At 74.3% G+C, this 16,693-nt stretch carries 9 protein-coding genes; 5 read left to right on the top strand and 4 right to left on the bottom strand.

The features are described 5' to 3' along the window. Positions 1–42: 42 nt before the first annotated feature. The 5 genes from recC (at position 43) to AC1DUE_RS07415 (ending at position 12,316) form a co-directional block, all read left to right on the top strand. Positions 43–3,315: an exodeoxyribonuclease V subunit gamma gene (gene recC / locus AC1DUE_RS07435; RefSeq protein WP_477038763.1), complete on the top strand. Its 3,273-nt coding sequence runs from the start codon at positions 43–45 to the stop codon at positions 3,313–3,315. Continuing rightward, positions 3,312–6,599, top strand: a complete 3,288-nt coding sequence (locus AC1DUE_RS07430; RefSeq protein ID WP_477038762.1) for a UvrD-helicase domain-containing protein — start codon at positions 3,312–3,314, stop codon at positions 6,597–6,599. Before recC ends, AC1DUE_RS07430 begins: the two co-directional genes overlap by 4 nt. Beyond that, positions 6,596–8,323 (top strand): exodeoxyribonuclease V subunit alpha, encoded by a 1,728-nt coding sequence (recD, locus tag AC1DUE_RS07425; protein WP_477038761.1) that lies wholly within the window; start codon positions 6,596–6,598, stop codon positions 8,321–8,323. Before AC1DUE_RS07430 ends, recD begins: the two co-directional genes overlap by 4 nt. A 169-nt stretch (positions 8,324–8,492) precedes the next feature. Beyond that, positions 8,493–11,000: a zinc dependent phospholipase C family protein gene (locus tag AC1DUE_RS07420; RefSeq protein WP_477038760.1), complete on the top strand. Its 2,508-nt coding sequence runs from the start codon at positions 8,493–8,495 to the stop codon at positions 10,998–11,000. Further along, positions 11,000–12,316: a hypothetical protein gene (locus AC1DUE_RS07415; protein WP_477038759.1), complete on the top strand. Its 1,317-nt coding sequence runs from the start codon at positions 11,000–11,002 to the stop codon at positions 12,314–12,316. Before AC1DUE_RS07420 ends, AC1DUE_RS07415 begins: the two co-directional genes overlap by 1 nt. Before the next feature lie 57 nt (positions 12,317–12,373). Here the strand turns inward: AC1DUE_RS07415 and AC1DUE_RS07410 are convergent, their stop codons facing one another. From AC1DUE_RS07410 to AC1DUE_RS07395, 4 genes are all read right to left on the bottom strand, one after another. Next, positions 12,374–12,979, bottom strand: a complete 606-nt coding sequence (locus tag AC1DUE_RS07410; RefSeq protein ID WP_477038758.1) for an SLATT domain-containing protein — start codon at positions 12,977–12,979, stop codon at positions 12,374–12,376. Positions 12,980–13,068: 89 nt separating this feature from the next. Beyond that, entirely contained in the window at positions 13,069–14,463 is a 1,395-nt protein-coding gene (locus AC1DUE_RS07405) for a GH1 family beta-glucosidase (protein ID WP_477038757.1), read from the bottom strand. A gap of 20 nt (positions 14,464–14,483) precedes the next feature. After that, a complete protein-coding gene (locus AC1DUE_RS07400; RefSeq protein ID WP_477038756.1) occupies positions 14,484–15,740 on the bottom strand; it encodes an MFS transporter in 1,257 nt (418 codons plus the stop codon). A 137-nt stretch (positions 15,741–15,877) separates the two neighbouring features. Continuing rightward, positions 15,878–16,684, bottom strand: coding sequence for an HpcH/HpaI aldolase/citrate lyase family protein (locus tag AC1DUE_RS07395; protein WP_477038832.1), 807 nt, complete (start codon positions 16,682–16,684; stop codon positions 15,878–15,880). Positions 16,685–16,693: the final 9 nt, after the last annotated feature.

The following is a 16,693-nucleotide window of genomic DNA, read 5'->3' as shown; positions in this document are numbered from 1 at the left end:
AGAGCCGTTCGCGTGTCGGACGGCGTGGCTAGAGTGCCGGACGTGACGGGTCTGCGGGTGCACGTGGCCGAGCGCACGGACGTGCTGGTCGACGCCCTCGCCGGGATCCTCGCCGACGCACCGGCCGACCCGTTCGTCCCGGACGTCGTCGCCGTGCCGACGCGGGGTGTCGAGCGGTGGGTCGCGCAGCGGCTCTCGCACCGGCTCGGCACCGGGTCGGGCGACGGCATCTGCGCGAACGTGCTCTTCCCGTCGCCGACGCGGCTGGTCGCACAGGCCCTGTCCGGCGCGCCGGAAGCCGACCCGTGGGGTCCCGAGCGGTTGCCGTGGCTCGTCCTCGGCACGCTCGACGCGCACCTCGACGAGGCCTGGCTGGCGACCGTCCGGCGCTACCTCGGCGACAGCTCCGACGAGGTCCGGCGCAGCCGCCGGTTCCGGCTCGCGCACCGGCTGGCCCGGCTGTTCGGCTCGTACGACGCGCAGCGCCCGGCCATGCTGCGCGCCTGGGCCCTGGGTGGCGACGAGGACGGCCTCGGCGAGGCGCTGCCCGACGACCTGACCTGGCAGGCCCAGGTCTGGCGACTCGTGCGGGACGCCGTCGGTGTCCCGGCTCCCGCCGAGCGCCTCGACGAGGTGGTGGAGCGGCTGCGCGACGACGCGTCGAGCGTCGACCTACCGGCGCGGTTGTCGGTGTTCGGCGCCACCGCGCTGCCCGACGGCCATCTGCGCGTGCTGGACGCTCTCGCCGTGCACCGCGAGGTCCACCTCTGGCTGCCGCAGCCGTCGCTCGCGCTCTGGGACCTGCTGGGTCCCGCGGGTCCGCGCCGGTCGTCGCTGCGGACGCCCGCGCACCACCCGATGCTCGCGTCGATGGCCGGCGACGCCGTCGAGCTCGCGACGCGCGTGTCGGCCCTGCGGCCCCAGGTCACGGTGCTCCCGTCCGCCCCGAAGCCCGGCACCGCCCTGGGTGCGCTGAAGCGGCGGATCGCCGACGACCGGACGGACGGGCCACGGGTCCCGGCGGACGCCTCGGTCCAGGTGCACGCCTGCCACGGCCGGTCGCGCCAGGTCGAGGTGCTCCGCGAGATCGTCGTCGGACTGCTCGCCGACGACCCGACGCTCGAGCCGCGCGACGTCATCGTCATGTGCCCCGACGTCGAGGCGTTCGCCCCCCTCGTCGAGGCGGCGTTCGGGCCGGCCGCGGGCACCGACGACGACTCCCCCGAGCACCCGGGACGCACCCTGCGCGTCCGGATCGCCGACCGTGCGCCCGCGCGGGCGAACCCGGTGCTCGCGGTCGTGGCCACCCTGCTCGAGCTCGCGGACTCGCGGGTCGGCGCCTCGGCGGTGGTCGACCTCGCGGGCCAGGCACCCGTGCGCCGCCGGTTCGGGTTCGACGACGAGGCGCTCGACCGCATCCGCACGTGGGCCGTCGAGTCGGGCGTCCGCTGGGGAGAGGACCTCGCCCGCCGCGAGCGCTACCAGCTCGGCTCGCTCCCGCAGGGCACGTGGTCCACCGCCCTCGACCGGCTCCTGCTCGGGGTCGCGATGGCCGAGGAGGACCAGCGGTTCGTCGGCACGGTCCTGCCCGTCGACGACGTCGGCTCGACCGACGTGGACCTCGTCGGACGCCTCGCCGAGATGCTCGACCGGCTCACCGGGACACTGGCGCTCCTGGCAGGTGCCCACCCGGCGGGGCACTGGTTCGACGCGCTCGACGACGCGGTCACCCTGCTCACCGACGTCGCACCGACCGACCGCTGGCAGCAGGCGGAAGCCGCCCGGGCGCTCGCGCAGGCGCGTGCCGTCGCGGGCGAGTCCGTGCTCCGGCTGCCCGACGTCGTCGCCCTGCTCGAGCCGCAGCTCGTCGGTCGGCCGACCCGGTCCGGCTTCCGCACCGGCGCGCTCACGGTCTGCTCGCTGGCCCCGATGCGGGCCGTGCCGCACCGCGTGGTCGCGCTGCTCGGCATGGACGACGGGGCGTTCCCCCGCGGGTCGGGTCGCGACGGCGACGACATCCTGGCGCGCGATCCCTTGATCGGTGAGCGCGACGTCCGGCAGGAGGACCGCCAGCTCTTTCTCGACGCCGTCACGAGCGCCCAGGAGCACCTGGTCGTCGTGTACTCGGGTGCCGACGAGCGCACGGGCGCGCCGCGACCCCCGGCCGTCCCCGTCGGCGAGCTGCTGGACGCCCTCGATGCCGCAGTCGACGGCGACGCCCGGGCACGGATCGTCCGGCACCCGCTGCAGACGGTCGACGAGCGCAACTTCGTCACCGGGGCGCTCGGTCGGCCCGACGCGTTCAGCTTCGACGTGCTCGATCTCGCCGCCGCCCGCGCGCACCGCGCGACCCACGCCTCGGTGCAGCCCTTCGTCCCGACGCCGCTCGCGCCGCCGGCCGACGACGTGATCGACCTCGACACCCTCGCCTCGACGCTCGAGCACCCGGTCCGCGCCTTCGTCCGGGGCCGGCTCGGCGCCAGCCTGCCGGGCGACGACTCCCAGCTCGACGACCGCCTCCCCCTTGAGCTCGGCGGACTGGAGCGCTGGCCGATCGGCGACCGGCTGCTGCAGGCCGTGCTCGCCGGAGTGCCGCTGGCGGACGCCGCCGCCGCGGAGCGTCGTCGCGGGCACATGCCCCCCGCCACCCTCGGCGGCTCGGCGTTGCAGGCGATCCAGGCGCAGGTCGAGCCTCTGCTCGCGGCCTCGCAGCGGTACCTGGTCGAGGCCGCGACCAGCGTCGACGTCACGGTCCCCCTGCCGGACGGGCGGGTGGTCACGGGCACGGTCAACGGGCTGCGCGGCGACGTGCTGGTCCGCACGGTGTTCTCGCGCCTGGCGCCCAAGCACCGGCTGCGGGCGTGGGTCCAGCTGCTCGCGCTGACCGCGGCGTTCCCGGACCGCACGTTCACGGCCGCGACGATCGGCCGGGGCGTCGGCCTGCGGTCGCGGGTCGCGATGCTCGCTGCGCCCGCGCCCGACGCCGCCCTCGCGATGCTCGCCGGGCTCGTCGACCTGCGCGACCAGGCCCTGTGCACGCCGCTGCCGCTGCCGCTGGGCACCAGCTACGCCTACGCGCACCACCGGGTGGGCGGAGGCGACGAGCCCGACGCGCTCGAGGCCGCGCGCACCGAGCTCGGGGTCGCCGCGGACGCGGCCGCCGGGCGCGGCGGGTTCGAGTCCGTGGACCCCTACCTCCTGCTCGCGTTCGGCGACCCCTTCACCTTCGACCGGCTCCCGGCGAGCGAGCTCGGCGCGCTCTCCGTGGCGCTCTGGTCGGACCTCATCAGGCACGAGGAGGTGGCGTTCGCATGAGCGAGCTCGACCCCTTCGACGTCTGCGGCCCGCTCCCGCAGGGCACCGTCGTGCTGGAGGCCAGCGCCGGCACGGGCAAGACGACGACGATCGCCTCGCTCGCGGCGCGGTACGTCGCGGAGGGTGCGGCCCGGCTGCCGGAGCTGCTCCTGGTGACGTTCAGCCGGATGGCCACCTCGGAGCTGCGTGAGCGCGTGCGCGACCGGCTCGTCGAGGTCGAGCGGGCCCTGCGCACGGGCGAGCTGCCGGCGGGCGACCCGGTCGTCGCGCTGCTCGCCGAGACCGAGCGTGAGGAGCGTGCCGCACGCCTCACCGTCGCGCTGGCCGAGTTCGACGCCGCGACGATCACGACGACGCACGGCTTCTGCCAGCAGATGCTGGCGTCGTTGGGCACGATCGGCGACGTCGAGCCCGACGCGCGGCTGGTCCCGGACATCGCCGACCTGGAGGCGGAGGTCGTCGACGATCTCTACCTGCGCAAGTACAAGGACACGGCCGAGCCGACGCTGACCGTCGCGGACGCCCGGCAGATCGCCCACGAGGCGATCAGCGACTCGGCCGCCGTGCTGGAACCGGTCGACGCCGCCGCCGGGTCGCGGGCGCGGGATGCCTTCGGCCTGGCCACCGCCGCCCGCACCGAGCTCCTGCGCCGCAAGCGCGCACAGCACGTGCTCGACTACGACGACCTGCTGGTCCTGCTGAGGGACGCGGTGACGGACAGCCCGGTCGCCGCCGCACGGGTCCGGTCCCGGTACCGCGTCGTCATGGTCGACGAGTTCCAGGACACCGACCCCGTGCAGTGGGACATCCTGCGGACGGCGTTCCACACGCACCGCACGCTCGTCCTGATCGGCGACCCGAAGCAGGCGATCTACCGGTTCCGCGGCGCCGACGTGCACACCTACCTGCGCGCCCGCGCGGATGCGTCCACCCAGACGCTGCACCGCAACTGGCGCGCCGACCCCGCTGTGCTCGACGGGCTCGCCCCGATCCTGTCGGGCACCGCGCTCGGCGACCCGCGGATCACGGTGCGGCCGATCGAGCCCGCCCGCACGGGCCGGCGACTGAGCGGTGGACCGGCCGTCCGCATCCGGCAGGTGACCCGCGAAGCCCTCAAGGCACCCGACGACGCGAAGACCCCGCCGGTCGCGCGCGTTCGCGACTTCGTGCACGCCGACGTCGCCGCGCAGGTCCTGAGCACCCTGCGCGACGAACAGCTGGCCGACGGAGACGGCTGGCGCCCCGTCCGGCCGGGCGACATCGCCGTGCTCACCCGCGTCAACGCCCACGCCGTCGCGGTGCAGCGCGCGCTCACGGCCGTGGGCGTTCCCGCCGTCATCTCGATGCTGTCCAGCGTCTTCGACACCCCGTCCGCCCGCGACTGGCTGATCCTGCTCTCGGCGCTCGCCCGCCCGGGCGTCCCCGGGTTCGTGTCCGCGGCGGCACTGACGCCCTTCGTCGGCTGGACCGCGACGCAGCTCGCCTCGGCGTCCGACGAGGAACGCGACCAGCTCAGCGCCCGGCTGCGGTCGTGGTCGCGCGTGCTCGACGACCACGGGGTCGCCTCGCTGCTCGAGGCGACCGCGGCCGCGGGCCTGCGGGAGCGGCTCGTGCAGGTGCCTGACGGCGAGCGCCGGCTCACCGACGTCCGCCACGTCGGGGAGGCCCTGCACGTCGCCGCCACCCAGGACGGGCTCGGGCCCGCCGCGCTCCTCGAGTGGCTGCGCGGCCGGGTCGACGAGGCGGGCACCGACTACACCGAGGAGCGCAGCCGACGGCTCGAGACCGACGCCGCGGCGGTCCAGGTCATCACCATCCACGCGAGCAAGGGCCTGCAGTTCCCGGTCGTCCTCGTGCCCTACCTGTGGGACCAGTGGGTCCCCGAGACGCCGGCGACGATCGGCTACGACCGCGACGACCACCGCTTCCTGCACGTGGGCGGCAAGGGCAGCCCGGGGTACGACGAGGCCGCGCGGGCCGGTGCCGCGGCCGACGCCGGCGAGGGCCTGCGCCTCGCGTACGTCGCCCTGACCCGTGCCACGAGCCAGGTCGTCGCGTGGTGGGCGCCCTCGCGGAACTCGGTCCGCGCCCCGCTCAGCCGGCTCCTGCTGGGCGGTCGCGACGCCAACGGCAACCCCGACGAGCTCGTGAAGACGACCACCGACGCCAAGACGACCGCGGTCCTGCGCACCCGGGCCGGTACCGCGTTCACGCTCGACGTGGTCACCTCGGCGACCGCGCTGGTGCCGTGGTCGCCCCCGGCCTCCTCGGCCGACGAGCTGCACGCGGCCGTGCTCGGGCGGCGCCCCGACGTGGTGTGGCGCCGCACCTCCTACTCCGCGCTCACCGCCGCCGCGCACGACGCGAAGCGGGTGGGGTCGGAGCCCGAGGTGCCTGGCGTCGAGGACGAGCCGGACGTGGTCGTCGCGACCCCCGACGCCGCGTACGACCCGTCGGTCGAGGCGGGGCTGCGCGCGATCGCGTCCCCGATGGCCGACCTCCCGGCCGGAACGCTCTTCGGCACGCTCACGCACCGGGTGCTCGAGCTCGTCGACACCTCCGCCCCGGACCTCGCCGCGGAGCTGACCCTGCGCGCGGACGGGGCCACGGACCTCGCCGAGGCGCTCCTTCCCGCGCTGCGCACCCCGTTGGGCCCGCTGGCCGGGAACCTCACCCTCGCCGACCTGCACCCCCGCGACCGCCTCGCCGAGCTCGACTTCGAGCTGCCGCTGGCCGGCGGGGACGTCCGCGGCCCCTCGTCGGCACGCACGATCCGCGACGTCGCGGGCCTGCTGCGGGCGCACCTGCCGGCGGACGACCCGTTCGCCGCGTACGCCGACCGGTTCGACGAGTCGCTCGCCGCAGCGCCCTTGCGCGGGTACCTCACGGGATCGATCGACGCGGTCCTGCGGGTGCCGTCGGAGTCGGGAGGCCATCGCTACCTCGTCGTCGACTACAAGACCAACCGCCTGGGCGCGTTCGACGAGCCCCTGTCCCTGTGGCACTACCGCCCCGAGGCAACCCTCGCCGCGATGATGGACGCCCACTACCCGCTGCAGCTCCTGCTCTACTCCGCGGCCCTGCACCGCTACCTGCGCTGGCGCGTTCCGTCCTACGACCCGGCCGTCCACCTCGGCGGCGGCCTGTACCTCTTCCTGCGCGGCATGGCCGGCCCGACCACCCCGGTCGCCCCCGACGGCGTGCCGTTCGGCGTCGTGTCCTGGCGGCCACCCGCTGCGCTCGTCGTGGCCCTCTCGGACCTCCTCGCCGGTGGTCGCTCATGACCGTGACCGTGAGGTCCGACGACACCGTCGCGCCGACCGTCCCGTGGCGCGCGCCCGCGACGTTCGCCCCCTACGTGGCGGCCGGGACGCTGGAGTCGGCCGACGTGCACGTGGCACGGCGGCTCGGCGCGATCGGCGGCGAGACCGACGAGCGCGTCCTGCTCGCCGCTGCGCTCGCAGTCGCCGCGCTGCGGGCCGGCTCGGTCTGCGTGGTCCTCTCGGACGTCGCCCAGGTCTCGCTCGACGAGTGGAACGCGGCGCTGCGGCGCAGCCCTCTGGTCGCCGACGGACCGGACGGACCGGCGGACCGCCCGCTGCGCTGGGTCGACGGCCGCGTCTACCTCGACCGCTACTGGCGCGACGAGCAGACGGTCCGCCGAGCCGTCGCTGATGCCGGCCCGGCCCCGGCCGACGCCGCGGCCCTGGCGGGCGCCGTCGCGCGCCTCTTCCCGCTGCCTGCCGACGCCGCCCAGCGCGCGGCCCTGGAGACGGCGGCTACCTCGCGCCTCACCGTCCTGACCGGCGGCCCGGGCACGGGCAAGACCACGACCGTCGCCCGCCTGGTCGCGGCGCTCCAGTCCGCCGCCGGACCCGGGCTGCGCGTCGCCCTCGCTGCCCCCACGGGCAAGGCCGCCGCCCGCCTGCAGGAGTCGGTCCACGCGGAGGTCGCCCGCCTCGAGGCGACGGACCGCGCAGCCGTCGGCGACCTGCAGGCGATGACGATCCACCGCCTGCTCGGCCGCCGCCGGGACTCGACCACCCGCTTCCTGCACGACCAGCAGCACCGCCTGCCGCACGACGTCGTGATCGTCGACGAGTCGTCGATGGTCTCGCTGCCCCTGATGGCGCGGCTGACCGACGCCCTGCGTCCGTCCGCGCGGCTCGTCCTCGTCGGCGACCCCGACCAGCTGGCGAGCGTCGAGGCCGGCGCGGTCCTGGGCGACCTCGTCGCCGCCCTCCCCCGCGGCGTCGTCCGGCTGACGCACGCCCACCGGTACGGCACCGCCCTGGCCGATCTCGCCGAGGCGATCCGCACGGGTGACGCCGACGAGACGCTCGCCCTGCTGCGGTCCGGCGACGAGCACCGCTCGCTCGTGGAGCCGGCCGACGAGCGGCTGTCGCCTGCGGACGTCGCAGCCCTGCGCGCCGACATCGAGACGACCGGCGTGGCCCTGACCGACGCGGCCCGCGCCGGGGACGCAGCAACCGCCCTGCGCGCGCTCGGCGCCCACCGCCTCCTGCTGGCGCACCGCGAGGGGCCGTTCGGCGTCGCGCACTGGGCCGAGACCGCCGAGGCCTGGGTCGCAGCCGCGACCGGCGTCCCCAGCACCGGCGCGTGGCCGCTGGGCCGCCCGCTCCTGGTCACCGAGAACAACCGGTCGGTCGGCCTCTACAACGGCGACACGGGCGTCGTCGTCGCCGACGGTTCCGGCGTCGCGGTGGCGTTCGGCGACCCCGACAACCCGCGCCTGGTCCGCCCGCACCAGCTGCCGACGGTCCGGCCCGTCCACGCGATGACCGTCCACCGCGGCCAGGGCAGCCAGTTCGCCCGCGTCACGCTCCTGCTGCCCCCGGAGTCGTCGCCGCTGCTCACCCGCGAGCTGCTGTACACGGCGGTCACCCGCGCCCGCGAGCACGTCCGCGTCGTCGGCACCCAGTCCGCGATCCGCGCCGCCGTCGACCGCCCGGTCCGGCGGGCCAGCGGGCTGCGCGAACCTCGCTGAGCGGTCGCCGGGGTCGCCGGCCCCTTGTGGACACGACGCGGGTGCGACGAGGATGCGAGCACCGCCACTCGTCCCGGTCGGCCCCGCGCTCGCGTGCAGCCGACCCTTCGCCCGGCCGCGCACACGCGCCGCGCCACCCAGCGGGACCTCGCCGACAGAACGGACTGTCATGCCGGGCTGGTACGTGCACATGGAGTCCGCCGCCGAGACCGCCAAGCAGCTGCGGGCGGGGACCGTCCCGTCGGGCTCGGGCATGACGCCGGCGCAGGCCACGCAGGTGGGCGAAATCTGCCACACCTGGCGCAACTACCTCGCCGTGGGCGCCCTCGGCCCCGACCTCTTCTACCTCCTGCCCGACTTCAAGAACGGCATCGGGGTGGTGATCCGACAGGTCGTCCGCTGGGCGCTGGACGTCTGGGAGGAGATCGACGCGACGTTCGTCAGCCGCTGGGAGAAGTGGATCGGCCCGATCAGCACCAACTCCTCGCAGCTCGCGTCGCAGCTCACCGGCGGGCTGTCCACCCAGCTCGCGCAGATCCTCGACGAGCTCACCGGCGCGATCGTGAACGCCTTCAAGGGTCTGCTCGCCGAGATGGGCGACTGGTTCGGGGTCCTCACCTCCGGCGTCCCGCAGGGGTTCGGCAACGACGCCTTCTACTGGTCGGACGTCTTCCACTACCGTCGCACCTACCAGTTCCCGTTCGTCCTGTTCCAGCAGGCCACGGCCGCGCTCGACGCCGCGACCACCGACGACGAGCGACAGGACGCCGAGGCGCGCGTCGCCTTCGCGGTCGGGTGGATGAGCCACTGCGCCACCGACGTCACCGGCCACCCGTTCACCAACGCCAAGGCCGGCGGCCCGTACCGCGACCACTGGCAGCGCCACCACCTGGTCGAGAACCACATGGACGCGCAGAACTACGACGCCCGGAACCCGGGGCCCCTGTATGCCGAGTACGGGACCAGTGCGCTGCACTTCCGGATCGCCTTCCGGCACCGCGACGACGCGCCCTACAACGGTCGCGACGACGCACCCGCCTACGACTACTTCACGGGCTTCCCCGCCTACGACGACTCCGACGGTCCGACGCCGGCGGCCGATCGCGCGCACTTCTTCGATCTCGACTCCGGCGGCCTGCCCGAGCACCTGACCGACGCGCTGCTCGACGCGATGGCCGCAGTGCACCCCGACGGGCCGAAGATCCTCACGCAGGACCCGGCCTGGTCGGCGACGGACGGGGCCGGCGATCCCGACGGCCGGCCGAACACCGACGCGATGGACGAGATGTGGTCGATCGTCTACGCGTACCTGAAGATGACCGGCCGCGAGGGCCTCTCCCCGCGCAAGCCGCAGCCGCCGACGGTGTTCACCGACCACTCGTTCCCGACCCCGCCCGGCGGCGGCGGGAGTGGCATCGACGACGACCCGGCGCGCGGCGCGGACGTCGACGACGACGACTCCTTCACGCTCCTCGACCTGCTCCTCGCGCTGTTCGCATGGGCGGTCTACCTGGCGGAGGTCGTGGTCTGGCTGGTCACGGTGCTGCCGGGGCTCATCGTGGACATCACCACGTTCCCCGCGCGTGAGGTCATCTATTGGACCGTCGTCGTGCCGGCCTGGAACCTCTACATGCTCTCCCGCAGGGCGCTGGTCATGTCGGGCTTCCTGATGCCGAAGCCGGAGGAGGTCGACCTCGGCCTCACCACGCTCGGGACCTCCGGGATGTTCTCCATCTCCAACCTTCTGGACAACCCGATGGGGATCGGGGCGACGGCCCTCGTCGTCGACGAGCCGTCCGGGCGCCTGACGAACACGTCGCAGCACGCGCTCGACCCCGCCTACCCGCGCAACATCGTCCGCGACCTCCCGTCGGCCATCTCCACGCCCGACCTCGTCTCCGCGCTCGGCCTGACCCACGACCTGGTCTACGAGGGCGACGGCCCCGACGAGCTCAAGCCGAGCGAGTGGGTGGCCCCGTGGCGGTACCCGTTGAAGAACCTCGCGGGCGACGGGGTGCCGCAGGAGGGCGCGGCGGTGCACGTCGGCCCGTACGTCGTCGGCGACCAGTCCACGGTCCTGCTGCCCGGGCCCGCCGGTGACGACACCGCTCGCGCTGCCCTCGAGAAGGCCTCCACCCCGGACGAGACGTCGGCGGCGCTGGACCTGCACCTGCCCGCCGACCAGCACCTCGGCGGGCCCGTGGACTACTCGCTGTACCTGGTGGGGCGGATGTCGCGCGACCGTGCGCTGGCCGAGCTCCGCGTGCCCGACTTCAACCTCGACAGCGACCGCGGCTACGCCTGGCACTGCTGGGACTGGGACCGGCACAACCTCGGCCGGAACCCCGCGACCCCGGGCGTCCGCGGCACCTGGGAGTGCGTGCCTCCGTTCCTGCCCGGCTTCGGCACCAACTTCCGCTACGCGCAGGCCTGCACGCCGCCGCAGTTCTTCTCCGTCGGCGACAACCCGGATCCCGTGGACGCGGCGGGCAACCACCTCGGTGTGCGCCGGTACGACCCGCGCGTCGACCTGCGCGCGCACTACCTGACCGGGCCCGTCCCCCCGCCCGACCCGTTCGGTGACGGCGCGTGCGACGCCACGCGACCCCAGGGGCACGATCTCGTCTTCGGGACCGACTGGAAGCGCCTGCTCTACGAACAGCACGGTGACCACTGATGGACGACGAGCTGGGTCCCGACCCGGAGCACCCGCCGATCACGCCGGAGGAGGACCGCGTCCAGCGCGGCACGGACCCGCCCGACCCCGTCGGCACCGACCCCAAGCGGCCGCCGCTGCCCGACCCCGACCCGAAGTGGCAGCCCGACCCGGACCGCATCCACGTCCTGCGCGGGCTCATCGGCGAGCTGGGCAAGGAGAAGCGTCCGCACCGCGAGGACGTCTACCCCTACCTGCTGATCCGGGCCCTCGCCTCGGGCGACCGCGCCAAGCGGCCGACCTGGCCGCCGGTGCCCTGCTGGGAGTCCCCCGACATCCTGCTCATCGACGCGAGCTGGTCGGGCCCGTTCGACCCGTCGCGCCTCGTCGCGTCGCCGACGGCCGGCCGCGCCTACCGGGTCTTCGTCCGGCTGTGGAACCTCGGGCTAGTGCCGGCGGTCGGCGTCCACGTGAAGGCCTGGGCGATCAACCCCGGGTTCTTCGGGACGGGCAACCAGGACGACCCGTACTACCAGCAGAACATCATCGGAGGCGCCTGGACAGAGCTGGCCGACCGGACGCGGCCCGGCTGCGTCGCCGTCGTCGAGCTGGACCAGCACTGGAAGCCGGACCCGGCGGACATCGGCCACCACTGCCTGCTCGCGGAGGTCTCCTGCCCGCTCGACCCTGCGGGCGGGCTGCTGCTCTCGAACCTCGACCGGCACGTCGGGCAGCGCAACCTGGAGGTGCTCGCCGGAGCGGCTCCGATCGCGCCGATGTTCGCGCTGCTCGGCCGGCAGGTCCCCGACGGGTTCGTGCTGGAGCTGACGCACGCGGGTCCGAACGCCCGAGGGATGCTCGAGGCCGTCGGCGCCGGGCACACGGTCAAGGGCGACCGGCGACCCCGCAAGCTCGTGGTGCCCGAGCTCGACGAGATCCGCGCGGGCGTCCGGATGAGCACCGCCGTGCACCTGCTGACCGCCTTCTCCGAGGAGGGGCGGTCGGTGGTCGTGTCGTCCGAGCGGCTGGCGAGGGCGGCGGGGATCTCCCCCGAGGGCAAGGAGACCCACCCGTTCGAGCGGCCCGGCGCCACGCGCAGGCTCCTCGACCGACTCGGCCGCGACAGCTGGGAGCAGCTCGGGGTCGTCACCGACGCCCCGATGGACGAGGCGCTCCCCCAAGGCGTCGCAAAGGCGCTCGACCTGGGCGAGCTGACGGGCGCCGGGATGGCCAAGCGGCTCGGCGGGCCAGCCGTCGCGCTGCACACGCTCCGGTTCGCCCTCCTCGACCGGGAGGGGACTCTCGTCGGCGGCTACACGGTCGTGGTCGGAGGCTGACCGTCGTGTCACGGCTCACCGACGTCACGTTCCGGGCCGAGCACCTGGGCTGACGTCTCACGGGTGCAGGCGCGCGCTGAGGTCGTCGACCCCGCCGAACTCGACCTGCGTGCGCCTGGCCTTGCCGCGCCTCAGCACCGACCTCGCCCGGCCCCACGGCGGGATCGGCGCCTCGGAGTCGACCCGGGACAGCCGCTGCTCCAGCTCGACCACCGCGCTCTCGACCTCCGTGCTCGTCGTGCTGTAGAGCCCGCCCGGCAGAACGGGAGCGGCCTCGAGCTGGCGCAGCATGCCCTTGTACTCGGCGGCCGCCGCCCGGTGCCGCTCCGCGCGACCCCCGAGGTCGAGGAACGTCGCGATGCCGGTCAGCACGGCCGCGGCGGCGGCGATGAACGCCGTGGCGATCGTCAGGCCGACGTTCGTCGCGTCGCTCTGCCAGGCGACGAGGGCCGAGCTGCCTGCCAGAGACGCGAACACCGCCGCCGTCCCGCCGATCCAGTAGTGCAACGTCTGCAGGCTGCGCGCCGACTCCTCGTGGATCCGCCACTGCACCGCGACGTGCGTCTGCCACCCGTCGACGAGGTCCTGGACGCTCCCGAAGCGGTAGACGGTCGGCACGCGCAGCGTCCCGTCGTTCCCCGCGTGCTCTTCCTGGGTCTCCATCGCGGTCCCCTCTCGGCGGCGTTCCTGCCGTGTCGAGGATCCCGCACCAGCGGTCGCGACGCCATGCCGTGCACGTCGTCAGCGGCGGGTCATCCCCGCTCCGCCTGCGCCGCGATCACCCCGCGGTACCAGTGCCACGAGTCCTTGCGGGTCCGCTCGAGCGTGTCGAAGTCGACGTGAACGAGGCCGAAGCGCTCCCGGTAGCCCGCCGCCCACTCGAAGTTGTCGAGCGCCGACCACACGTAGTAGCCGCGCACGTCCACGCCGGCGGCGATCGCGTCGCCGACGGCGCGCAGGTGGGCGTCGAGGAAGGCGATCCGGCGCTCGTCGTGCACCGCGCCGTCACCGGTCCGGACGTCGTGGAACGACGCACCCGACTCGGTGACGATCACGGGCGGCAGGTCGGGGTAGCGCTCGTGCAGCGTGCGGAGGATGTCGGTGAGCCCTGACGGCACGATCGACCAGCCGAAGTCGGTCCGTTCGACGTCCGGGATCGGCACGGGCGCGAACGGCAGACCCTCGGGGATGTCGACCTCGAGCACGCCCGCGTAGTCCCGCCCCGCGCGCGGGGCCTCGATCATGGTGGGCTCGTAGTAGTTGACGCCGTACACGTCCAGCGGCGCCGAGATCACCGCCAGGTCCTCCCCGAGCTGCTGCTCGGACATGCCGGTGCCGAGCAGGATCCCGCCCATGATCTCGTCGGCGGGGTACTGCCCGCGCAGGATGGGATCCGCGAACGTCCAGCTGGTGAGGACCGAGAACGCCTCGGCGGCCGCCAGGTCGACGGGGTCGGCGGACGCGGGCAGGACCGGGAAGTGCTGGTTCACCACCCCGACGTGCTGCGCTCCCGCCGCCCGCAGGCGCTGCACCGCGAGCCCGTGACCGAGCAGCTGATGGTGCGCGGCCGGGAGCGCGCCGAGGCCGAGGCCGAGACCCGGCGCGTGGTCGGTGAGCCCGTGCCCGTACAGCGTGTGCACGCTCATCTCGTTGAGCGTGAACCAGTCCGCCACCCGATCGCCGAGCCGGGCGACGACGACGTCCACGTAGTCCGCGAAGGCGTGGGCGGTGTTCCGGGACATCCAGCCGCCCTCGTCCTGCAACGGCTGCGGCAGGTCCCAGTGGAACAACGTGGGCACCGGCCGCACGCCGCGCGCGAGGAGGACGTCGACGAGCCGGTCGTAGAAGTCGAGGCCCTTCGCGTTGGGCGCCCCGGTGCCGCCGGGAACGATGCGCGGCCAGGCGATCGAGAACCGGTAGTCGTGGACTCCGAGGTCGGCGACGTGCCCGACGTCCTCGATGTAGCGGTGGTAGTGGTCGGTCGCCACCGCCGGGGTGTCGCCGTCGACGATCGTCCCGGGTCGGGCGGCGAAGGTGTCCCAGATGCTGGGGCCCTTGCCGTCCTCGTCGGCAGCCCCCTCGATCTGGGTCGCGGCGGTGGCGACCCCGAAGCGGAAGCCGGCTGGCAGGATCGGGTGGCGGGTCATGCGGGTCCTGTCGTCGAGGGTCATCGGATGCCGCGGAGCCCCGGCACGCACAGCAGTGCGGCGACGCACACCACCGAGGCGACGAGATACAGACCGGTGTAGCCACCGAGGTGCAGCACGACCGGGGCAGCGACCACCGGTGCGAGCGCCTGCGGCAGGGCGCTCGCGATGTTGCCGATACCGAGCATCGCGCCATGGGTCTCGCCGCTCGGCATGCCCGCTGTGAGAACCGCGAGGTCGACGCTGATGTAGAGGCCCCAGCCGAGCCCGACGAGAGCGGCAGCCCCCAGCACCACCGGAAGCGTCGGGAAGAAGGCCATCAGCACCGAACCGACGGCGACGACGACGGTGGAGGCGACGATGAACGGCACCCGCCGGCCCCAGCGGTCCGAGACCGTGCCGCCGACGCCGGCGGTGACTGCGGCGACCAGCACGACCACGAGCGTGATGACGAGCACCCAGCTGCCGGGGTCGCTCTCGCCGACCTCGTCCGAGATGTAGAAGTACACGTACAGGAGCACGAGGGCGTTCGCGAAGTTGAGCAGGAACCGGATCGTCCACGCCCAGACGAACACCCCTGTGGGGCGCAGGCCACGCCAGAAGGTCTGGGCCTCGGGCTGCGCCGTGGGGGCGTCGCTCGTGCGCGTCGACGGTTCGCGGTGGACGAGGAGGAAGGCGACGACGAGTGCCGGGACCGCGACCGCGACCGCGTAGTAGCCGAGGCTGCCCTCCCCGGCGACGACGGCGATCGCCGTGCCGAGCACGACACCGACGGTCTGGCCGATGCCGAACAGCGCGCCGACGAGACCTCGCTGGTCCGGCGGAACCCGGTCGGCGATGGTCGCGGCGAGCGCGGCGAACGGTCCGTTGAGCCCGATCTGGATCGCGACCCAGCCCCCGATCATCACCGGGAGCGTGTCGCCCGTGCCGAGGATCACCAGTCCGACGACGCCGATGGCCGTGCCGACGACGATCGTCGGCCGCCGGCGTCCCCAGCGTGAGCGGGTGCGGTCGGAGATCCCACCCCACAGCGGGTTCGCGATCATCGACGCGATCGCGCCGCTCGCGGTCACGACCGCCAGGATCGCCTCCTTGCTGCCGAGGCCGAGATCCTCGAGCCGGGCCGCCTGGGCCGGGAGCAGGATCTGGATCGGGCCGAACCATCCGGCGGCGACTCCCACGACGGCCAGGGAGAACGCCACGATCCAGCGCGCGCTGACGCGGGTGGTCGGCGTCGTCGCCCCGTCGAGGACCGGGCTCTCGGGGATCGCCGTCATGAGGCACGCATCATTGCGCTCCTGGGGAGGTTCGGGCCGCGAGTTGAACAACTGACCAGCTCGCTGGTGCGCGAAACCCTAGGAGGCCGACCCGGGGCCGTCAAGGCAGCGTGCGGGTGCGCGTCGCTCCGCGCGGGTCAGCGCGGCCGGTCGACGCTCGCGGCCCGCGCCAGCACGTGCTCCGCGTGCTTGAGGATCGGGCCGTCGACGAGCTTGCCGTCCCACCGGAACGCGCCGTGCTGCCCGACCGCGGCCGCGAGCACGTCGTGCGCCCAGCGGACCTCGTCGTCGGACGGGCGGTAGGCCGCGCGGACCACGGGGACCTGCGACGGGTGGATGCAGGCGGTCGCGACGAACCCACTGGCTGCGGCGTCGGCGGCCTCGGCGGCGAGGCCGTCGTCGTCGCCGATGTCCAGGTGGACCGCGTCGATCGCGGCCTTGCCGAACGCGCCCGCGGCCAGCAGGACGGCGGACCGGGCATGCACGGCGACGTCGCGGTACGACCCGGACGGACCCCGGCTCGACGTGCCCCCGAGGGACGCGACAAGGTCCTCCGCGCCCCACATCAGGCCGACGACGTTCGGCCAGGCGGCGATCGACGCGACGTTGACCACGCCGGCCGCCGTCTCGATCAGGGCGATCACGTCGTAGCGGGCCAGCGGCAGCACGTCGGACGCCGTCGAGGTCTTGGCCAGCATGACCGTCCGGTACGGGGTCACCGCCAGCGCGCGGAGGTCCTCGGCGAGGTCGTCGTCGCCGGGGTTGAGCCGCACGATCGTGCGGGCCGGGTCCAGGGGGACGTCTGCGAGGCTGAGCCGGGCCGACGCCTTGGCGTCGGGCGACACCGCGTCCTCGAGGTCGAGGATCACTGCGTCAGCCCGGGCGGCGGCCTTCTCGTAGCGCTCGGGCCGGTCGGCGGGGCAGAAGAGCAGGGCCGGACCCATCGCGAAGCC

This window comes from Cellulomonas sp. P4_A2 (assembly GCF_056402515.1).
Note: the sequence above shows the minus strand (reverse complement) of the source record. Positions and strands in the feature narration are given on the sequence as shown.

What these genes read in the sequence shown, in the direction of transcription:
- AC1DUE_RS07420 (WP_477038760.1), top strand. Translation starts at nt 8,493, where the DNA reads ATGCCGGGCTGGTACGTGCACATGGAGTCCGCCGCCGAGACCGCCAAG.
- recD (WP_477038761.1), top strand. Translation starts at nt 6,596, where the DNA reads ATGACCGTGACCGTGAGGTCCGACGACACCGTCGCGCCGACCGTCCCG.
- AC1DUE_RS07410 (WP_477038758.1), bottom strand. Translation starts at nt 12,979, where the DNA reads ATGGAGACCCAGGAAGAGCACGCGGGGAACGACGGGACGCTGCGCGTG.
- AC1DUE_RS07395 (WP_477038832.1), bottom strand. Translation starts at nt 16,684, where the DNA reads ATGGGTCCGGCCCTGCTCTTCTGCCCCGCCGACCGGCCCGAGCGCTAC.
- AC1DUE_RS07430 (WP_477038762.1), top strand. Translation starts at nt 3,312, where the DNA reads ATGAGCGAGCTCGACCCCTTCGACGTCTGCGGCCCGCTCCCGCAGGGC.
- AC1DUE_RS07415 (WP_477038759.1), top strand. Translation starts at nt 11,000, where the DNA reads ATGGACGACGAGCTGGGTCCCGACCCGGAGCACCCGCCGATCACGCCG.
- AC1DUE_RS07405 (WP_477038757.1), bottom strand. Translation starts at nt 14,463, where the DNA reads ATGACCCGCCACCCGATCCTGCCAGCCGGCTTCCGCTTCGGGGTCGCC.
- AC1DUE_RS07400 (WP_477038756.1), bottom strand. Translation starts at nt 15,740, where the DNA reads ATGACGGCGATCCCCGAGAGCCCGGTCCTCGACGGGGCGACGACGCCG.